Annotated in this window: 15 protein-coding genes; 12 read left to right on the top strand and 3 right to left on the bottom strand. The window is 72.4% G+C overall.

What is annotated here, in order from left to right; genetic code table 11:
* Positions 1–62 precede the first annotated feature (62 nt).
* Both ABT025_RS15425 and ABT025_RS15420 read right to left on the bottom strand, forming a co-directional pair.
* The gene (locus ABT025_RS15425; protein WP_350994081.1) at positions 63–509 is read right to left on the bottom strand and encodes a hypothetical protein; all 447 of its coding nucleotides are present in this window, start codon (positions 507–509) and stop codon (positions 63–65) included.
* A 2-nt stretch (positions 510–511) separates the two neighbouring features.
* The gene (locus ABT025_RS15420; protein ID WP_350994079.1) at positions 512–871 is read right to left on the bottom strand and encodes a hypothetical protein; all 360 of its coding nucleotides are present in this window, start codon (positions 869–871) and stop codon (positions 512–514) included.
* Between the two features lie 621 nt (positions 872–1,492).
* On the opposite strand from ABT025_RS15420, the gene ABT025_RS15415 reads away from it, so the two are divergent.
* The 8 genes from ABT025_RS15415 to ABT025_RS15380 all read left to right on the top strand — a co-directional run bounded on the left by ABT025_RS15415 (position 1,493) and on the right by ABT025_RS15380 (position 12,624).
* A complete protein-coding gene (locus ABT025_RS15415; RefSeq protein ID WP_350994077.1) occupies positions 1,493–2,542 on the top strand; it encodes a methionine ABC transporter ATP-binding protein in 1,050 nt (349 codons plus the stop codon).
* A complete protein-coding gene (locus ABT025_RS15410; RefSeq protein WP_350994075.1) occupies positions 2,539–3,210 on the top strand; it encodes a methionine ABC transporter permease in 672 nt (223 codons plus the stop codon). The genes ABT025_RS15415 and ABT025_RS15410 overlap by 4 nt, the downstream gene beginning before the upstream one ends.
* Positions 3,211–3,282: 72 nt before the next feature.
* A complete protein-coding gene (locus ABT025_RS15405; protein ID WP_350994074.1) occupies positions 3,283–4,149 on the top strand; it encodes a MetQ/NlpA family ABC transporter substrate-binding protein in 867 nt (288 codons plus the stop codon).
* Between the two features lie 101 nt (positions 4,150–4,250).
* Positions 4,251–4,928 (top strand): GNAT family N-acetyltransferase, encoded by a 678-nt coding sequence (locus ABT025_RS15400; protein WP_350994073.1) that lies wholly within the window; start codon positions 4,251–4,253, stop codon positions 4,926–4,928.
* Positions 4,929–5,042: 114 nt separating this feature from the next.
* Positions 5,043–6,281, top strand: coding sequence for a precorrin-6y C5,15-methyltransferase (decarboxylating) subunit CbiE (gene cbiE, locus ABT025_RS15395; RefSeq protein WP_350994072.1), 1,239 nt, complete (start codon positions 5,043–5,045; stop codon positions 6,279–6,281).
* Between the two features lie 333 nt (positions 6,282–6,614).
* Positions 6,615–10,055, top strand: coding sequence for a nicotinate-nucleotide--dimethylbenzimidazole phosphoribosyltransferase (gene cobT, locus ABT025_RS15390; RefSeq protein ID WP_350994070.1), 3,441 nt, complete (start codon positions 6,615–6,617; stop codon positions 10,053–10,055).
* Positions 10,056–10,406: 351 nt separating this feature from the next.
* Complete coding sequence (gene cobA / locus ABT025_RS15385) at positions 10,407–11,660, top strand: uroporphyrinogen-III C-methyltransferase (protein ID WP_350994068.1); 1,254 nt, start codon at positions 10,407–10,409, stop codon at positions 11,658–11,660.
* A 64-nt stretch (positions 11,661–11,724) separates the two neighbouring features.
* Positions 11,725–12,624: a TrmH family RNA methyltransferase gene (locus ABT025_RS15380; RefSeq protein WP_350994066.1), complete on the top strand. Its 900-nt coding sequence runs from the start codon at positions 11,725–11,727 to the stop codon at positions 12,622–12,624.
* Between the two features lie 663 nt (positions 12,625–13,287).
* Here the strand turns inward: ABT025_RS15380 and ABT025_RS15375 are convergent.
* The gene (locus ABT025_RS15375; RefSeq protein WP_350994063.1) at positions 13,288–14,589 is read right to left on the bottom strand and encodes a serine/threonine-protein kinase; all 1,302 of its coding nucleotides are present in this window, start codon (positions 14,587–14,589) and stop codon (positions 13,288–13,290) included.
* A 205-nt stretch (positions 14,590–14,794) separates the two neighbouring features.
* Here ABT025_RS15375 and ABT025_RS15370 point away from each other — a divergent pair, with 205 nt between their 5' ends.
* The 4 genes from ABT025_RS15370 to ABT025_RS15355 all read left to right on the top strand — a co-directional run bounded on the left by ABT025_RS15370 (position 14,795) and on the right by ABT025_RS15355 (position 17,298).
* Entirely contained in the window at positions 14,795–15,055 is a 261-nt protein-coding gene (locus ABT025_RS15370) for a DUF8836 family protein (protein ID WP_350994060.1), read from the top strand.
* 185 nt (positions 15,056–15,240) lie between these two features.
* Positions 15,241–15,450: a hypothetical protein gene (locus ABT025_RS15365; RefSeq protein WP_350994058.1), complete on the top strand. Its 210-nt coding sequence runs from the start codon at positions 15,241–15,243 to the stop codon at positions 15,448–15,450.
* Between the two features lie 454 nt (positions 15,451–15,904).
* Positions 15,905–16,951, top strand: coding sequence for a phosphotransferase (locus tag ABT025_RS15360; RefSeq protein ID WP_350994056.1), 1,047 nt, complete (start codon positions 15,905–15,907; stop codon positions 16,949–16,951).
* A 68-nt stretch (positions 16,952–17,019) separates the two neighbouring features.
* Positions 17,020–17,298 carry a TFIIB-type zinc ribbon-containing protein gene (locus ABT025_RS15355; protein WP_350994054.1) on the top strand — a complete coding sequence of 93 codons (279 nt, stop codon included), beginning with the start codon at positions 17,020–17,022 and terminating at the stop codon, positions 17,296–17,298.
* Positions 17,299–17,420 lie beyond the last annotated feature (122 nt).

Raw genomic sequence — 17,420 nt, 5'->3', positions numbered from 1 at the left:
GACCGTCCCGCTCAGGTGACGAGTGCCTGAGGGCCGTCCCGCCGGGAATCGCGAAACGGTCCTCAGGGCCTCTCGCCCGCCCGCGAGCGGCGCAGCCACATCATCCCGGTGACCGGAAGGATCACCGGGATGAACAGGTAGTCCCGGCCGAAGGACGACCAGACCGTGGCGTCCGGGAATGCCGAGGGCTCGATCAGCGTCCACGTACCCACGATCAGCACCCCGGCGAGCTCGGCGGCGCAGCACACCAGCGCCGTCCGGCGCGCCCTCTCGCCCCCGCGCACCAGCGAGTAGGTGATGAAGCCGTAGACGGCCGCGGCGGAGGCCGACAGCACATAGGCCAGGGGGGCCTTCCCGAAGTGCAGGATCATCTCGACGATCGCGCGGGACGCCGCCGCCACGGTGAACACGCCGTAGAACCAGACCAGTACCCGCCCCGGACCGGTGCCCAGGTCGAAGGGCTGCTTCTCGGCGTCGGTCGCTGCGGGGGTGCGATCGGTGTCGGTCACGGTCAGTTTCCCCAGATGTCGTAGAGCCGTACTTCGAGAACGGCCAGCACGACCGCGCCCGCCGCCACCGTCACCGAACCCCACCGGGTCCGCTCGCTCAGCGACAGGAAACCGGCCGCCGGTACGGCGAGGAACGCCCCGATCAGATACGCGATGAAGATGGTCATGCCCTGCTCCGGCCGCTCGCCGCGGGCCATCTGCACGATCCCCACCACCAGCTGGGCCAGCGCCAGCAGCGAGACCACGGCCATTCCGATGAAGTGCCAGTCCTTGGTCGGCTGGTCCCGGGAGGCGGCGAATCCGCACCAGGCGGCGAGGGCCAGTGCGGCCACGCCGACCGCGATCGTCAGGGCGTCAAGCATGAGCCGAGGGTATTACGGGCCGCGGGGGCCGCTGCGTGCGCCCCCGTGCCCGCACGTGGCCGCCGGTGGGAACGAGGGCCCGTGACCGGGCCGCGCGGGCCGGCGATCGTGGCCTTGGCCACACACGTATGCGTCCCCGGCCGGTGAAGGGCGGACTGGTGGAAGGCTCGCCCCTCGCATCGATGCAGGTCACGACGGTATGGCCGGAGCTCTCCACGATCCGTCGGTTCCGGGCCCCGCGCCATCCACGGCTGTCCGCTATCCGGACAGTCGGTCCGGCGGGAACCTCACGTCTGTTTTACTTGGCGCATGACCACGACGAGCAGCCGCACCCTTGCGACCGAGGCGATCACGACGCCCGGTGCTCGTTGTATGTGTCGAATGCGCGCCTTCTGAGGGCCCACGCCTGAGCCTCGCGCCCCGAAGCGAGACCGAGCCCGAGCCGTCCGCACCCAGCGGAACGCGCCTCCCTGCACGCTGCCCCGCGGCCATCGCCGCGTACCGGCCGTGCCGGGAACCCCCGCTCGGAACGTCCGATCGAAACGTCCGGACAGTCTCACCGGACGAATGCCCCGTGCCCGGCGGACACCGCGCCGCGCACTCGACAGTGACGGAAACCCTGTGATCACCACTACGGGCCTCACGAAGGTCTACCAGTCGCGCGACCGTGAGGTCACCGCCCTGGACGGCGTCGACCTGCACGTCCGTGAGGGCGAGGTGTACGGCGTCATCGGGCAGAGCGGCGCCGGTAAATCCTCCCTCATCCGCTGCGTCAACCTGCTGGAGCGCCCCACCTCCGGCACCGTGACCGTGGCAGGCCAGGACCTCACCGCTCTCGCGGGCCGCGGTCGCCGGGCCGGCAAGGAACTGCGCGAGGCACGCAGCCGCATCGGCATGGTCTTCCAGCACTTCAACCTGCTGGCCTCCCGCACGGTCCAGGGCAACGTGGAGCTCCCACTGGAGATCCTCGGGGTCACCGGCCGCGAACGGTCCCGCAAGGCGCTCGAACTCCTCGACCTGGTCGGCCTCGCCGACAAGGCCAAGGCCTATCCGGGGCAGCTCTCCGGCGGCCAGAAGCAGCGCGTCGGTATCGCCCGCGCACTCGCCGGCGACCCCAAGGTGCTGCTCTCCGACGAAGCGACCTCGGCCCTGGACCCCGAGACCACCCGCTCCATCCTCCAACTGCTGCGCGACCTCAACCAGCAGCTCGGTCTCACCGTCCTGCTCATCACGCACGAGATGGACGTCGTCAAGACGATCTGCGACTCCGCCGCGCTGATGCAGAAGGGGCGCATCGTCGAGTCCGGAACCGTCGGCGACCTGCTCGCCACCCCCGGCTCCGAACTGGCCCACGAGCTGTTCCCCGTCGGGGGCACCGCCTCCGGCCCCGACCGCACGGTCGTCGACGTCACCTTCCACGGTGACGCGGCCGGCCGGCCGGTTATCTCCCAGCTCTCCCGTACGTACAACATCGACATCTCGATCCTGGGTGCCGCGATGGACACCGTCGGCGGCAAGCAGATCGGCCGGATGCGCATCGAGCTGCCCGGCCGGTTCGAGGAGAACGTCGTCCCGATCGGGTTCCTGCGCGAGCAGGGCCTGCAGGCCGAGGTCGTCGAGGCCGAACCCGTCGTCATCCCCGCACCGCTCACCAAGGAGGTGGCGAAGTGACCTGGTCCGAAATGCAGCCGCTGCTCACGCAGGGCACCGTCGACACCCTCTACATGGTCCTGTGGTCCGCGGCCGTCACCGTTCTGGTCGGACTGCCGCTCGGCGTTCTGCTCGTCCTCACCGACAAGGGCGGACTGCTGCAGAACACCCCGGTGAACAAGGTCATCGGTGTGATCGTGAACATCGGCCGCTCGCTGCCGTTCATCATCCTGCTGATCGCCCTGATCCCCTTCACCACCTGGGTCGTCGGCACCTTCATCGGGCCGACCGCGATGATCGTGCCGCTCGCCGTGGGCGCCATCCCGTTCTTCGCCCGGCTCGTCGAGACGGCCGTGCGCGAGGTCGACCACGGGCTCGTCGAAGCCGTTCAGTCCATGGGCGGCTCCATCCCCACGATCGTCCGCAAGGTCCTGCTGCCGCAGGCCCTGCCGTCCCTCGTCTCCGGCGTCACCACCACCGTCATCGTGCTCATCGGCTACTCCGCGATGGCCGGAGCGGTCGGCGGCGAAGGGCTCGGCTCCAAGGCCGTCACCTACGGATTCCAGCGCTTCGACAACCAGTTCATGCTCATCACCGTCGCGCTCCTGATCGTCATCGTGACCGTGATCCAGCTGATCGGCGACGGAGCCGTACGCCTGCTGGCCCGCCGCGGCCGCACCACCTCCTGAGACTTCCCTCCTCCACAAGCCCGCACTCCTTGTCCGGGCGCACCACCATCACCACCGAAAGAGGCACTCTTCGTGCGTAAGAACATCAAGATCACCGCAGCTGCCGCCGCCACCGCCGCTCTCGCCTTCGGCCTGACCGCCTGCGGCACGGACTCCGACCCGGCGTCGAAGTCCGGGAGCGGCGCCGGCGCCGACACCTCCAAGGCCCTCGTCGTCGCGGCGTCCCCGACGCCGCACGCCGACATCCTGGACTTCGTCAAGAAGAACCTGGCGGAGAAGGCGGGCCTCAAGCTGGAGGTCAAGGAGTTCACGGACTACGTCCTGCCGAACACCGCCACCGAGACCGGCCAGGTCGACGCCAACTTCTTCCAGCACCAGCCCTACCTGGACGACTTCAACAAGAAGAACAGCACCCACCTGGTCTCCGTCGGCACCGTCCACCTGGAGCCCCTCGGCCTCTACTCCAAGAAGGTCAAGGACCTGGGCGACATCAAGTCCGGCCAGACCATCGCCGTCCCCAACGACACCACCAACGAGGGCCGCGCGCTCCAGCTCCTCGCCGAGAACGGCCTGATCACCCTCAAGGACGGCGTCGGCACCAGCGCCAAGCTGAGCGACATCACCGACAAGAAGGGCCTGGAGTTCAAGGAGCTGGAGGCCGCAACCGTCCCCCGCGCCCTGAACGACGTGGACGCCGCGGTCATCAACGGCAACTACGCCATCGAGGCCGACCTCAAGCCCGCCAAGGACGCCCTGGTGCTGGAGAAGGCCGACGGCAACCCGTACGCCAACATCATCGCCGTGAAGAAGGGCAACGAGAAGGACGCCCGCGTGGAGAAGCTGGTGAAGCTCCTCCACTCCGACGAGGTCAAGAAGTTCATCGAGGACAGCTACCAGGGCTCGGTCATCCCGGCCTTCGGAACCGCAGCCAAGTCCTGACCCCGGCACGGCACTTGTCCGACGAGCCCCGCACACCCCGCCCGGGTGCGCGGGGCTCCGCCGTGCCGACCCGGCCATGCACAAGCTCCGCCCGATGCTGCATGCTGTGCCTTTACACGGTCTTCGGCATGGAGCTGCGCATGACTTCCACCTTTCCGGACATCTCCATCAGCACGGACCGGTTGGTGCTGCGCCCGTTCGACATGGCTGACATCCCCGCGTACATCGAGATGATGAACGACGAACTCGTCGTCGCCTGGACCGAGGCACCCCACCCCTACACCCAGGTGGACGCCGAGCGCTGGGTCCGCAGGATCGCCCCCGCGCAGCGGACCAAGGGTGACGGCATCGTGCTCGCCGTCACCGAGTTCCTCACCCAGCGCCTCGTCGGCTCGGTCCGGCTGCGCAACACCGACTGGCGCACCCGCGCCACCGAGGCCGCCTACATCACCGCCCCGTGGGCGCGCGGCGAGGGCTACGCCACCGAGTCGGTCCTGGCCCTGGCCCAGTGGCTCTTCCGCGACCAGGCCTTCGAGCGCATCGAGCTGCGCACCGCCGCCGACAACACCGCCTCCCAGCAGGTCGCGCAGAAGCTCGGCTGCATCAGCGAGGGAGTGCTGCGCAACGCCCGCATAGCCCGCTCACAGACCGAGGACGGAGGATGGACCGACATCAGGACCGATCTGATCGTCTGGGGCCTCCTCCCCGAAGACCTCGAAGGGGTCGCCGAAGAGCTCGCCGACGCCGGTGGCTACGGCACCTACAACGACTGGAACTGAGAGCATCCGACTCCCGGGGCACCGGCACCGCGCTGGTCCGGACCAGGTAGCCTCACCCTGCCCGCCCCAGGGCAACCAGCCCCACCTGCGACAACTCCAGGAGACTGACGACAGATGGCCGACCGGGTCACAGTGATCGGCTGGGACGGCTCGCCACTGACCAGAGCGGCCACGGCGGCGCTCTCGGCCGCCACCCTTGTCGCCGGCGCCGCCCACCACCTCGCGCTGCCCGAAGTCCCCCACGGCGCGGAGCGGATCCGTCTCGGCTCCGTCGACCTCGCGGCCCGCCGGATCGCCGGCCACCGCGGCAGCGCCGTGGTCCTCGCCGACGGGGACCCCGGATTCTTCGGTGTCGTCCGCACGCTGCGCGCACCCGAGCACGGCCTCGAAGTCGAAGTGGTGCCCGCGGTCTCCTCCGTCGCCACCGCCTTCGCCCGCGCCGGCATGCCGTGGGAGGACGCCCAGACGGTCGTCGCCCACCCCCGCACCCTGCGCCGCGCCGTGAACGTCTGCCGCGCCCACCACAAGGTCGCCGTCCTCACCTCGCCCGGTGCGGGACCCGCCGAGCTCGCCCTCCTGCTCGAAGGCGTCCACCGCACCTTCGTCATCTGCGAGGAACTCGGCACCGACCGCGAACAGGTCACCGTCGTCACCTCGGACGCCGCCGCCGACCACGTCTGGCGCGACCCCAACGTCGTCATCGTCATCGGCGGAGGCCCCGAGCAGCGGGCCGAAGGCGCCTGGATCGCCGGCCGGCATCCCGCCTACCCCCAGGGCGTACGAGGCTGGGCGCTGCCCGCCGACGCCTACCGGGGCGCCGCGACGGACGCCCGGGGCGAGAGCGGCGAGGGCGAGGCGCCCGGTCTCCGCGCCGCCCAACTCGCCCATCTAGGGCCCCGGACCGGCGACCTGCTCTGGGACATCGGTTCCGGCAGCGGCGCCCTGGCCGTGGAGGCAGCCCGCTTCGGTGCGGCGGTCCTGGCCGTCGACAGCGACCCGGACGCCTGCGCCCGGACCACCGCGGCCGCCCGGGCCTTCGGGGTCCAGCTCCAGGTCGTCGAGGGCCGGGCCCCGCACGTGCTGGAACGGCTGCCCGAGCCCGACGTGGTCCGGATCGGCGGCGGCGGCGCCCCGGTCGTCATCGCCGTCGCGGACCGCAGGCCCGAGCGGATCGTGACGCACGCGTCGACCCGGGACGAGGCGGAGGCGCTGGGCGCGGCTCTCACGGAGAACGGATATACGGTCGCCTGCTCCCTCCTCCAGTCCGTCGAACTCGACACGGCCGCATGGTCGGAGCGCGAACGCACGGTCGTCTTCCTGCTTTCCGCACTGCGTTCGGACCTTGCCCCCTGACCCGGTCGGCATGCGGTGCGAGGTAGGCTGGCCGATCGTTGCACCGCGCCCGGACGTTCGTCGCTTCGTTCGTCAATGTCCGGAAAAGGGGACTGTTTTGGCCCCGGTTGTGGTACGGCAGGACCGGGGGACGCGCAACGTGGCGCAGTCCACAGCGAGCCGTGGCGAAATGAACTGCCGCGGCGGCGAACGGCCGCGAGAATGCAGTATGTCCGCGACCGACTCGTGCCGCGCGGCGCGCCCGCTCGTCCCAAGGGACGAGCACCGGCGTGCCGTGTTCGGGCGTCCCGGGCGAAGGGCCGAAGGAGCACTGACGATGGGCGAGGGGTACGCATGAGTGACACCGGCCAGATCCCGGGCGAGGGACTGCCGGAGAACGCAGGCATGGTGGAGCAGACGGGCATCCCCGCCCCGGACGCTTACACCTTCCTCGACCCCTCCGAGCATGCGTCCGAGGACGACGACCTCCTGCTGATGCCGAGCCCCCAGGGAGCCTGGAGCGAACCCCAGACCGGCCAGGCCCCGCTGACGGAGCAGGGTGGCGGATTCCAGCCCGGCCATGTTCCGCAGTCGCAGAACATGTCGCAGGGCGTCGGCGGGGCGCAGGTCCCGGCCCAGTTCCAGGAGCAGGTCCCGGCGTACGCCGTGCAGCGGGCCGGCGCCGAGTCGCTCCACGAGAGCGGCCAGGGAACCCACGAGTCCGGTGGCCGCAACTCCGGGCATGTCGACCTCGGCGGTGTGCGTATCCCGTCGCCCGTCCCCGCACCGGCGCAGGCCCAGGTTCCTGTGGCCCAGGCGCCCGTGCGCCGTCCGCTGCACCGCGGCCCGGCCTCCGAATCCGGCCCCTCCTACGGTGGTACCTCCGGAGGCGTGGTCCGTTCGCTGGCCGACCGGGGCCCGGCGGGTACGCCGCAGCCGCAGGCCCAGCCCCAGATGCAGGCTGCCGTTCAGGCGCCCGCACGGCACGCCGGTCCGGCCACCGCCGAACCCGAGTACTTCGAGCTGCCGGCCGACGAGGTGGCCGCGCTCCCGGGACCGCAGCTCGGCGAGATCCCGCCGCAGGGTGCGGGCCAGTGGGCGGCCCAGGCGCCGCAGCAGGCCGCCGTGCCGGTCGCGGACGCGGCTGCTGCCCCGGACGCCGTGGAGGCGGAGCCGTCGGCGCCGGAGGTGACGGCAGCAGAAACGGTCGTCCCGGAGCCGGCCGTTGCGGAAGCGGTGGCCGAGGCGCCCGTGGCCGAGGCGCGGGCGGAGGAGCCCGCACAGCCCGTCGAGCCGGTAGCCGTCGAGCCCGTGACCGTCGTGGCCGCGGAGCCGGCCGAGGCGCCCGAGGAGGCCCCTCGGGCCGAGGTCGTGGCGGAAGCCGCACCCGTGCACGTGGCACCGGCCGAGGCCGAGCCTGCCGAAGCCGTCGCGTCGCCCGAGGCCGTGGCCCCGGTCGAGGCCGTACCCGTCGAGGAGCCGGCCGCCGAAGCCGTGCCTGCCGAGACCACGCCCGTTGAGGCCGCGCCCGTTGAGGAGCCGGCCGTCGAAGCCCCGCTCGCCGCGGCCGTGCCTGCCGAGGCCGGTCCCGCCGCGGAAGCGCAGGCCGAGGCAGTGCCCGCAGACGTCGCGGCAGCCGTACAGCCGCCGGTGGAGCCGGTACCCGACGGTGCGTCCCTGGGTCGCTTCGTGCCCGTGGCGGGCTCGCTGCCGACCACACCCCACCTGGCCCCGACGCCTGTGGCCGAGCCGGTGGCCGTCGAGCCCGTGACCGCAGTGGCGGAGTCCGGGACGGCCGATGCGGCCGAGGAAGCGGTGGCGGTCCTCGGGACCACCACCTCGGAGCCCGTGTTCGTGGCCGAAGCGGAGACGGGACCCGAGGTCATCGAGACCCCGGACCTCACGGACAGCCATCCGGAACCCGTGCAGCCCGTGGCCCCCGAGCCAGTGGCCTCGGCCCCCGAGCCCGTGGAGACCGCCCCGGCCGCCGCTCCCGCAACGGCCGTCGAGCCCGAAGGCTCCGACGCCCCGGCCCCGGAGGCCGAAGAGGCGCCCGTCGCCGCGCCGCCCGCCCCCGGCTACGACGACGCCGAGCGCGAGGCCGTACTCCGGGTCATGCGCGAGCGCCGCGACATCCGCAACGGCTTCCGCAGCGACCCCATCCCGCACGAGGTGCTCCTGCGGGTCCTGGAGGCCGCCCACACGGCGCCCAGTGTCGGGCACTCCCAGCCCTGGGACTTCGTCGTCATCCGTTCTGCCGAGACCCGCCGCTCCATGCACGAACTGGCGCAGCGCCAGCGCGAGGCGTACGCGAAGTCGCTCCCCAAGGCGCGGGCGAAGCAGTTCAAGGAACTGAAGATCGAGGCGATCGTCGACACCCCGGTCAACATCGTCGTCACGGCCGACCCCACCCGCGGCGGCCGCCACACCCTCGGCCGGCACACCCAGCCGCAAATGGCCCCGTACTCCTCGGCGCTCGCCGTCGAGAACCTCTGGCTCGCCGCACGTGCCGAAGGCCTCGGCGTCGGCTGGGTCAGCTTCTTCGACGAGCGTGAGATGGTCCGTGCCCTGGGCCTTCCCGAGCACCTCGAAGTCGTGGCGTACCTCTGTGTCGGCTATGTCGACGAGTTCCCGGAGGAGCCGGAGCTGATGCAGGCGGGCTGGTCCAAGCGGCGCCCGTTGTCCTGGGTGGTCCACGAGGAGACGTACGGCCGCCGTGCCCTGCCCGGCGAGGAGCCGCACGACCTCCTCCAGGAGACCATCTCCAGCATCCGTCCACTGGATGCCAAGGCGCTCGGCGAGGCGTGGGAGCGCCAGAAGCGGATGACCAAGCCGGCCGGTGCGCTCGGCATGCTGGAGATCATCTCGGCCCAGCTCTCCGGGCTCTCCCGGATGTGCCCGCCGCCCATCCCGGAGCCCGCGGCCGTCGCGATCTTCGCGGGCGACCACGGCGTGCACGCCCAGGGCGTCACGGCCTGGCCGCAGGAGGTCACCGGCCAGATGGTCGCCAACTTCCTCGGCGGCGGCGCGGTCTGCAATGCCTTCGCGGCCCAGGTCGGTGCCGAGGTGTGCGTCGTCGACGTCGGCGTGGCCTCGGAGCTGCCCGCGACCCCCGGCCTGCTGCCCCGCAAGGTGCGCGCCGGAACGGCGGACTTCACCACGGGCCCCGCGCTCACCCGCGAGGAGGTCCTGGCCGCGATCGAGGTCGGCATCGAGACCGCCCGCGATCTGGTCGCAGCAGGCAACAAGGGCCTGCTGACCGGCGAGATGGGCATCGCCAACACCACGGCATCGGCCGCCCTGATCTGTGTGTACACGGGGATGGACCCGGCCGAGGTGACCGGCCGCGGCACCGGTATCAACGACGAGATGCACGCCCGCAAGGTCGATGTGGTGCGCCGCGCCCTCGATCTGCACCAGCCGGATCCGGCCGACCCGATCGGAGTGCTGGCGGCCGTGGGCGGCCTGGAGCACGCCGCGATGGCCGGGTTCCTGCTCGGCGGGGCCTCGCTCCGCACACCGGTCATCCTCGACGGCGTGAGCGCGGGAGCGGCGGCCCTGGTCGCACGCGCCATCGCGCCGGAGGCCCTGGCCGCCTGCATCGCGGGCCACCGCAGCGCCGAGCCCGGCCACGTCGCCGCGCTCAACAAGCTGGGCCTGCGCCCGCTGGTCGACCTCGACCTCCGCCTCGGCGAGGGCACGGGCGCGCTGCTGGCGCTGCCGATCGTGCAGAGCGCGGCCCGTGCGATGCACGAGGTGGCGACGTTCGACTCGGCAGGCGTCACGGAGAAGTAGCGCAGCCGCGGGGGGCCGGGGGCGCTGCCCCGGGCCCCCCGCTCCCCAATCGCCGGAGGGGCTTGATGGTGCCCGGGGCGTGAACTTCCAGCCTCGTCGGCGTTTGCGGCGCGGGGCCCGGGGGCGGGGCCCCGGTTACGGAAAGGGGCGGGGGAGGGGAACAGGCCCGCCGCCAGGTGCCCATGCCCCACCACCTGCCATGCCCCACCACCTGCCACACCCCGCCACCTGCCACACTCCACCCCGTATCGTGGCCCCAGCTCAAACCCCGCCCCACAACACCGCACGTCACAGCCGCTCCACCGCCGCAGCGGCCGCAGCCCCCGCATCGCACGAGGAGCCCGCACCGCCATGGCCGAGCACGTCGATCACCCCGCCTACCCCGTCGGACTGCGCCTGAGCGGGCGCCGCGTAGTCGTCGTCGGCGGCGGCCAGGTCGCGCAGCGCCGCCTCCCCGCCCTCATCGCGGCCGGCGCCGAAATCGTCCTCGTGTCGCCGGTCGCCACCCCGTCCGTCGAGGCGATGGCGGACGCCGGCGAGATCCGCTGGGAGCGCCGCACGTACGCGGAAGGCGACCTGGCCGATACCTGGTACGCCCTCATCGCGTCCGACGACACGGCTGCCAACGACGCCGCGTCCGCCGAGGCCGAGCGCACCCGCACGTGGTGCGTCCGCAGCGACAACGCGGACGCCGCCACCGCCTGGACCCCCGCCACCGGCCGCAGCGAGGGCGTGACGATCGCGGTACTGACCACCGACGCGCACGGCCGTGACCCGCGCCACTCCGCCGCCGTCCGCGACGCCATCGTCGAGGGCCTGCGCGACGGCACCCTCGCCGCCCCCCACCACCGCACCCGGGCCTCCGGCGTCTCCCTGGTCGGCGGCGGACCCGGCGACCCGGACCTGATCACCGTGCGCGGCCGCCGCCTCCTCGCCGAGGCGGACGTCGTCATCGCGGACCGGCTCGGCCCGCGCGACCTGCTCGACGAACTCCCGCCGCACGTAGAGGTGATCGACGCCGCCAAGATCCCGTACGGCCGCTTCATGGCGCAGGAGGCGATCAACAACGCACTGATCGAGCACGCCAAGGCCGGCAAGGCGGTCGTCCGGCTCAAGGGCGGTGACCCGTTCGTCTTCGGGCGCGGTATGGAGGAGGCCCAGGCGCTCGCCGCCGAAGGCATTCCGTGCACCGTCGTCCCGGGCATCTCCAGCTCGATCTCGGTCCCCGGAGCCGCCGGCATCCCCGTCACCCACCGCGGTGTCGCCCATGAGTTCACCGTGGTGAGCGGCCACGTGGCCCCCGACGACGAGCGTTCGCTGGTCGACTGGGAGGCCCTCGCCCGGCTGCGCGGCACCCTCGTGCTCCTGATGGCCGTCGACAAGATCGGTGCCATCGCCCGCGCGCTCATCGCCCACGGCAAGTCGCCCGAGACCCCGGTCGCGCTGGTCCAGGAAGGGACCACGGCCGCCCAGCGCCGTGTCGACGCGACGCTCGCCACGGTCGGCGAGCGGGCCGTTGCCGAGGACGTCCGCCCGCCCGCCGTCATCGTCATCGGCGACGTCGTCGCGGTCGGCGTCGAGGCGGCCGTACGAACCGCAGAGTAACCATCGGTAACGGATCTTTCTCCAGACCGTTGGCACCACACACCGGACAAGGCAGTATCAACCTGTGGCTGATCTCATCACCGTCGACGATCCCGACGACCCCCGCCTGAGCGACTACATCGGTCTGACCGACGTCGAGCTCCGGCGCAGGCGAGAGCCCGCCGAGGGCCTCTTCATCGCCGAGGGGGAGAAGGTGATCAGACGCGCCAGGCACGCCGGGTACGAAATGCGGTCCATGCTGCTCTCGGCGAAGTGGGTCGACCTGATGCGTGACGTGATCGACGAGGTTCCGGCGCCCGTCTACGCGGTCAGCCCCGAACTGGCCGAACGTGTCACCGGCTACCACGTGCATCGCGGGGCCCTCGCCTCCATGCAGCGCAAGCCGCTGCCGACAGCCGACGAACTGCTCCGCACGATCCGTCGCACGGACGGCGCGGAGGCCGCCGACGACCGCACGGACACCGGCGCGACGCCGCCCTCGGGCCCACAGGATCGTGCCGGGCAGCGTCGTATCGCGATCTTCGAGGACATCGTCGATCATGCGAATCTGGGTGCGGCCTTCCGTAACGCGGCGGCTCTGGGAGTGGACGCCGTATTCCTCACCCCGCGCTGTGCCGACCCTCTTTACCGGCGGGCCGTGAAGGTGTCCATGGGGGCTGTTCTCGCCGTCCCGTACGCCAGGTTCGAGTCGTGGCCGCGTGACGCCGATGTCATCCGGAAGGACGGCTTCGTGCTCGCGGCCCTCGCCATCTCGTCGAGTTCCATCACTCTCGACGAGCTCGCCGGCCGCCGTCACGAGAAGCTTGCCCTGATGCTGGGCACGGAGGGGGAGGGGCTGTCGGCCGGGGCGCTGCTGGCCGCCGACGAGCATGTGCGCATCCCGATGGATGCCGGTGTCGACTCCCTGAACGTGGCCGCTGCCTCTGCCGTCGCCTTCTACGCCACCCGGCCGAGTTCCGGCTGATCCCGGAAGCCGGGGACCGTGACCGTGCCACGAGCTCCTGGGTGACGGCCCGGGCTCGCAGGAAACACCGCAGTGCCCCTGCGGCCCGGAGCATGGCCGCATCGACCCCCGCCGTCTGGCGCCATCACCCCAACTCGGCTATCAGCCAGAGCTGTTGGCCACTCGACGCAGTCACCGTGCAGCGTCGTCGGCGAAGGTGAGCGCCCGTACCGAGGTGATCAGGCCACCGCATCCGCCAACCTGGCACCGTCTGTTCCCGTACGGCGGCCGATGTTGATTCCGGCGTTGCGGGGTGCGCGTGGCCCTGGTCCGGTTCGGCCCGCGTGCTTCTGGGCGGCGAGAAGGAGTCGGCGGCAGTGGTGTGGGGCGGCCGAGTGCCGTCCGGGCTCCCTGCCGGGCATGACCCCCGGCGGGCGAGGCGGCGGCCACAGAGGTCACAGAGGTGGTCGAGAAGGTCAGGCCGGGGCTGGAGCACTGGGCAGGCAGGGGAGCGTCTGCCCCCGAGGGCGTACGCCCGGCGCTCACCGAGCTCGGACGCCGCGCCGCGGACATGTGCCCAGGACCCGTGTGCGCGCCGGAGCGGCGGCCGCGCGGAGAACGAGACGGGCGTTCACCACGTCGTTTACGCCACCAATGTGGCACCGGGCCGGCCGCGGCTCGCGGCTACCGTTCGCCCTGGGCCTGGGCCTGGGCCTGGATCTGTCCTTGGCCCTGACCAGCGCCGAGACCACGGGCCGGCCCCTGGCACCCCTGAGCCGCCGCGATGCCCAGCGCCACCAGGAGCGTCACCACGACGAAGACCACCAACCGCTGTCGCAGCAGCCGCGGATTGGCAGGGCGCCGACCGGTCGAGGTCGAGCGTGTGCCGGGCCGGGTGCCTGGCCTGCCGTTCGTCCCGACCCCGCCCTGAGGCCTCTTGCCCGAACGTGTCGTGCTGCGCGGCTGCTGCGGTGCGGGCCGCGAACCCCCGGTGCGGGGCGATGCCGGACGCGCCGCCGCCTGCCGGCTCTGCGGCCGGGACACCGGAGCGGGGCCGGGTGCGCGACGCGTCTGCTGTTCGGTGTACGGGCCGTCCAGGCGGCCGGTCGGCCGGTCGGCCTCCTGCGCCGAACGCTGGGCGGGCGGGCGGCTCTCGTGCAGACCCTGTGCCTCCCGCGCCGCGATCTCCTTGAGCCGCATGGAGAGTTGCAGCGTGCTGGGCCGTTCCTCCGGGTCCTTCGCCAGACAGGCGCTCACCAGCGGAGCGAGCGCGTCGTGCACGTCGTACAGCTGAGGTTCCTCGTGCACCACGCGGTACAGCATCACCTCGGAACTGCCGTGCCCGAAAGGCGAGTCGGCCATGGCCGCGTACGCCAGTGTGGCACCGAGGGAGAAGACGTCCGTCGCGGGTGTCACCGCCGCGCCCCGTACCTGCTCGGGCGCGAGGAACCCGGGCGAACCCACCGCCGTACCCACGTGCGTGAGCGTGGACGCTCCGGTCGCCCAGGCGATCCCGAAGTCGATGATCCGCGGGCCCTTGGGGGACAGGAGGATGTTCGACGGCTTCAGGTCACGGTGGACGACACCGGCCTCGTGCACCGCCACCAGACCCTCGGAGAGCGCGGCCCCGATCGAAGCCACCTCCGCGGCCGACAGCGGACCCTCCTCGGCCACCTTGTCGTGCAGCGAGGGCCCCGGAACGTATTGCGTCGCGAACCACGGGCGGTCCGCCTCCAGGTCCGCGGCGACGAGCCGTGCCGTACAGCCGCCGCGGATCCGCCGGGCGGCGGACACCTCGCGCGCGAACCGTGAGCGGAACTCCTGATCCTCTGCCAGGTCGGGCCGGATCACCTTCAGCGCCACCCGCTGGCCCCGCCGGTCCGAGCCGAGGTAGACGACACCCATGCCGCCCGCCCCGAGTCGCCGGTGCAGCCTGAACGAGCCGACGACACGCGGGTCCTCGCGCCGGAGCCGCATCATCGCCATGTCTGCCCATCCCCGCTGCCTGGTCCGCCTGACGAGGCACAGCTTACGTACCCGCCGCCCGGGGCGCTCAGAGGCCGCGCCCTCGCCGGAGAATCGATTGTCAGTGCCGGGTGGGAAACTTGAGGAGTGGTCAGGGAGCCGCGGATCCCGGCTCCCCGGCCCGTGCGAGATCTCAATGGTCCGTCGCAGAAGGGGGATTGGATCAATGAAGGGCGATCGAGTCGAGATAGTCGTGGACGCCGGAGACACGACCCGAACCTACGAAGTAGTGGCCTCCAGGGCAGGGCGCAGGGTGGAGACCGCGGTCCGCCGCGGAGTGGTCGAAGTGAGTGAAGTCACGCGGAGCGGGTCGGTGGTGCGCACCGCCCGCTTCATGGCGACCAGGGTGCTCGCCCTGGTCGAACAACCGGTTCCCAGGGAGGACGACTCCGAGCGCCCCCTCCGGGATGACCCCAACGTCGGGTAGGCCGGTCTCCACCCAGGGGAGTAGCCGACCGCTCACGGCTCATCCTCCGGGAGGCCCGGCATTCGGTACGCGGGCATGACGCCGCCCGCTTCCCGGATCCCTAATGTTGAAGTCAAGCGGCGGGCGTTGCACTCGTCCCCCGAGGTCACACGCCCGCCGCTCCACATCAGGTCAGGAGAGGAATCATGGCGGACACGGCAGCGCGGACGATGATCCGCACGCAGGGACGCAGGGCCTATGCCTCGTTCGGCAGCCGCCCTTCGTCCGGCAGGCGTCACCCGTTGGTGGCGACGGCCATGGTTCTTCCCCTGGCGGCCCTGCTGGCAGTCGTCTTCGGCGGCTGGGAGGCAGTGGTCACACAGGCGTCGTCCGTGGGCGTGATGCTGGGGCGCTGAGCGGCGCCCCGGGTCCGGGAGAGCGGTCCGGACCGGGACATCCGGCCAACAACCCCGTGGGGACGGGGGTGCGGCGGACGGCAGCGTTTGTCCGGTCAGCTGGGGAGCTGACCGGACATCGCGCTGTCCGGGGCCGTGCGGCCACGTGCTGCCGCGTGGCCGGGAGCCGTGGGTCCGGAGGTCTGAGACGTGGGAGTCCGGAGGTCCCGAGACCTGAGCTGCGGGAGCCCGGTGGTCTGCAGACCTGAGCTGCGGGAGCCCGGTGGTCTGCAGACCTGAGCCGCGGGGGACCCGGAGCTGAGGCGCAAGAGACCCGGAGCCCTGAGACACGGGGGACCCGGACCGGCTCCGGAGGCGTACCCCCGTGCACCGGTCGGCCGGTGCGATCCGCGTACGCTCTGCGGCGGGCGCGGCGCCGGCCGGGCCCGCCGATCCTGTGCCACCGGGGGAGTCCGTGACCACCGCAGTCGTACGTGCGCTGGGCGCCCTGGCCCATGAAGCGGCCCACGCCCGTTCCGGGCCAGAGTGCGCCTGCCCGCCGCCGGCCGTCCTCGCGGACCGTGCGGACGGCACAGTCGTCCGCTGCGGCCCCGTCGTCGCCAAGGCCCACGCCGCCGGTACGGACACAGCCGCGCTGTCCCTGCGTCTCGGTCTGGCCGCCGACCCCGGCCTGGCCGGCATCCTGCTCGCCCCCCTCCTCGTAGGGCCCGCCGCGGGACCGGCGCTGTCCGGCGCCGCCTCGCCGTACCTCACCGAGCTGCACGGCCACCCGGTCACCCTGTGGCCGTACGGGGAGCCCGTGGACGCGGACGACCCCGACACGGCGCCATGGGAGGAGGCGGCCGTCCTGCTGGCCCGCCTCCACCGCACCCGGCCCGTGCCGGTTCAGCCCGGACCCGGCCCCGGCGCACCGGACGTAAGGGCGACGCCACCCGGGATGCCCGCCATGAGGGGGCCGGCGAAGGCCGCGCTCGCCGTGGCCCGGATGCGGGCGGCCCGGCCGGGCGATCCGGCCCACGCCCCCGTGCTCGCGGCCTGGCGCGGGCTGCCGCCCTGGGTACGGGACGAGGCACCCGCTCCCGCGCACCGCGCGCACGGCCTCTGCCACGGCGATCTGCACCTGGGCCAGCTCGTCCGGCATCCCGCACCGCACGGCGCGTGGCTGCTGATCGACGTCGACGACTCGGGGCCGGGCGACCCCGCCTGGGACCTTGCGCGGCCCGCCGCCTGGTACGCGGCAGGGCTGCTGCCCCCCGAGGTGTGGTTCCGCTTCCTGGGTGCCTACCGCACCGCGGGCGGCCCCGCGGTGCGCGCCGACGGCGACCCGTGGCCCGAGCTGGACCTCGCGGCCCGCGCCCTGACCGTGCAGACGGCGGCGCTCGCCCTCGCCAAGTCCGTGGCGGAGCAAAGGACTCCGGATGAGGTGGAGCAGGTGATGATCGACGCCTGTGCCCGAATTGCCGCTCTCCCGCCCGAGTTGGCCGCCGACCACTCGTCGTAGGGTGAACCGACCGCCGCCGGGCATGCATTCCGGCGACGGCTAACCGACGGCGAGGAGTGAGCCCGCAGATGCAGTGTCCCAAGTGCCACGCACAGATGCAGACGTACAACCGCAACGGCATTCAGATCGAGCAGTGCAGCGGCTGCCGGGGGATATTCCTGGACTACGGCGAGCTGGAGTCCCTGACCCGCATCGAGGCGCAGTGGACGCAGCAGGCCCCGCCCGCCCCGCAGCAGGCCTATCCGGCCGCCCCCGCGCCCGCCTGGGGCGCCCCGCAGCACCACGGTGGACACCACCAGGGCCACTACCGGCAGAAGAGCTTCGGCCGGATGCTCTTCTCGTCCTGATCCGGACCGCCCTGCGTCGGGGGGGGGGGGGGGGGCGGGGGGGGGGGGGGGGGGGGGGGGGGCCCGCGGGCCGCACCAGCCCCGCCGGGGGGGGAGGCGGGGGGGGGGGGGGGGGGCGCGAG

It is taken from the genome of Streptomyces sp. NPDC002809, from assembly GCF_040295435.1.
In the GTDB taxonomy this organism is placed as follows: domain Bacteria; phylum Actinomycetota; class Actinomycetes; order Streptomycetales; family Streptomycetaceae; genus Streptomyces.
This window is presented reverse-complemented; position numbering and strand designations above follow the sequence as displayed.

Bases quoted from the DNA above. Each gene is read 5' to 3' on its own strand.
- cobT (WP_350994070.1), top strand. From the start codon at position 6,615: ATGAGTGACACCGGCCAGATCCCGGGCGAGGGACTGCCGGAGAACGCA.
- ABT025_RS15370 (WP_350994060.1), top strand. From the start codon at position 14,795: ATGAAGGGCGATCGAGTCGAGATAGTCGTGGACGCCGGAGACACGACC.
- ABT025_RS15355 (WP_350994054.1), top strand. From the start codon at position 17,020: ATGCAGTGTCCCAAGTGCCACGCACAGATGCAGACGTACAACCGCAAC.
- cbiE (WP_350994072.1), top strand. From the start codon at position 5,043: ATGGCCGACCGGGTCACAGTGATCGGCTGGGACGGCTCGCCACTGACC.
- ABT025_RS15420 (WP_350994079.1), bottom strand. From the start codon at position 871: ATGCTTGACGCCCTGACGATCGCGGTCGGCGTGGCCGCACTGGCCCTC.
- ABT025_RS15365 (WP_350994058.1), top strand. From the start codon at position 15,241: ATGGCGGACACGGCAGCGCGGACGATGATCCGCACGCAGGGACGCAGG.
- cobA (WP_350994068.1), top strand. From the start codon at position 10,407: ATGGCCGAGCACGTCGATCACCCCGCCTACCCCGTCGGACTGCGCCTG.
- ABT025_RS15400 (WP_350994073.1), top strand. From the start codon at position 4,251: ATGCTGTGCCTTTACACGGTCTTCGGCATGGAGCTGCGCATGACTTCC.
- ABT025_RS15375 (WP_350994063.1), bottom strand. From the start codon at position 14,589: ATGGCGATGATGCGGCTCCGGCGCGAGGACCCGCGTGTCGTCGGCTCG.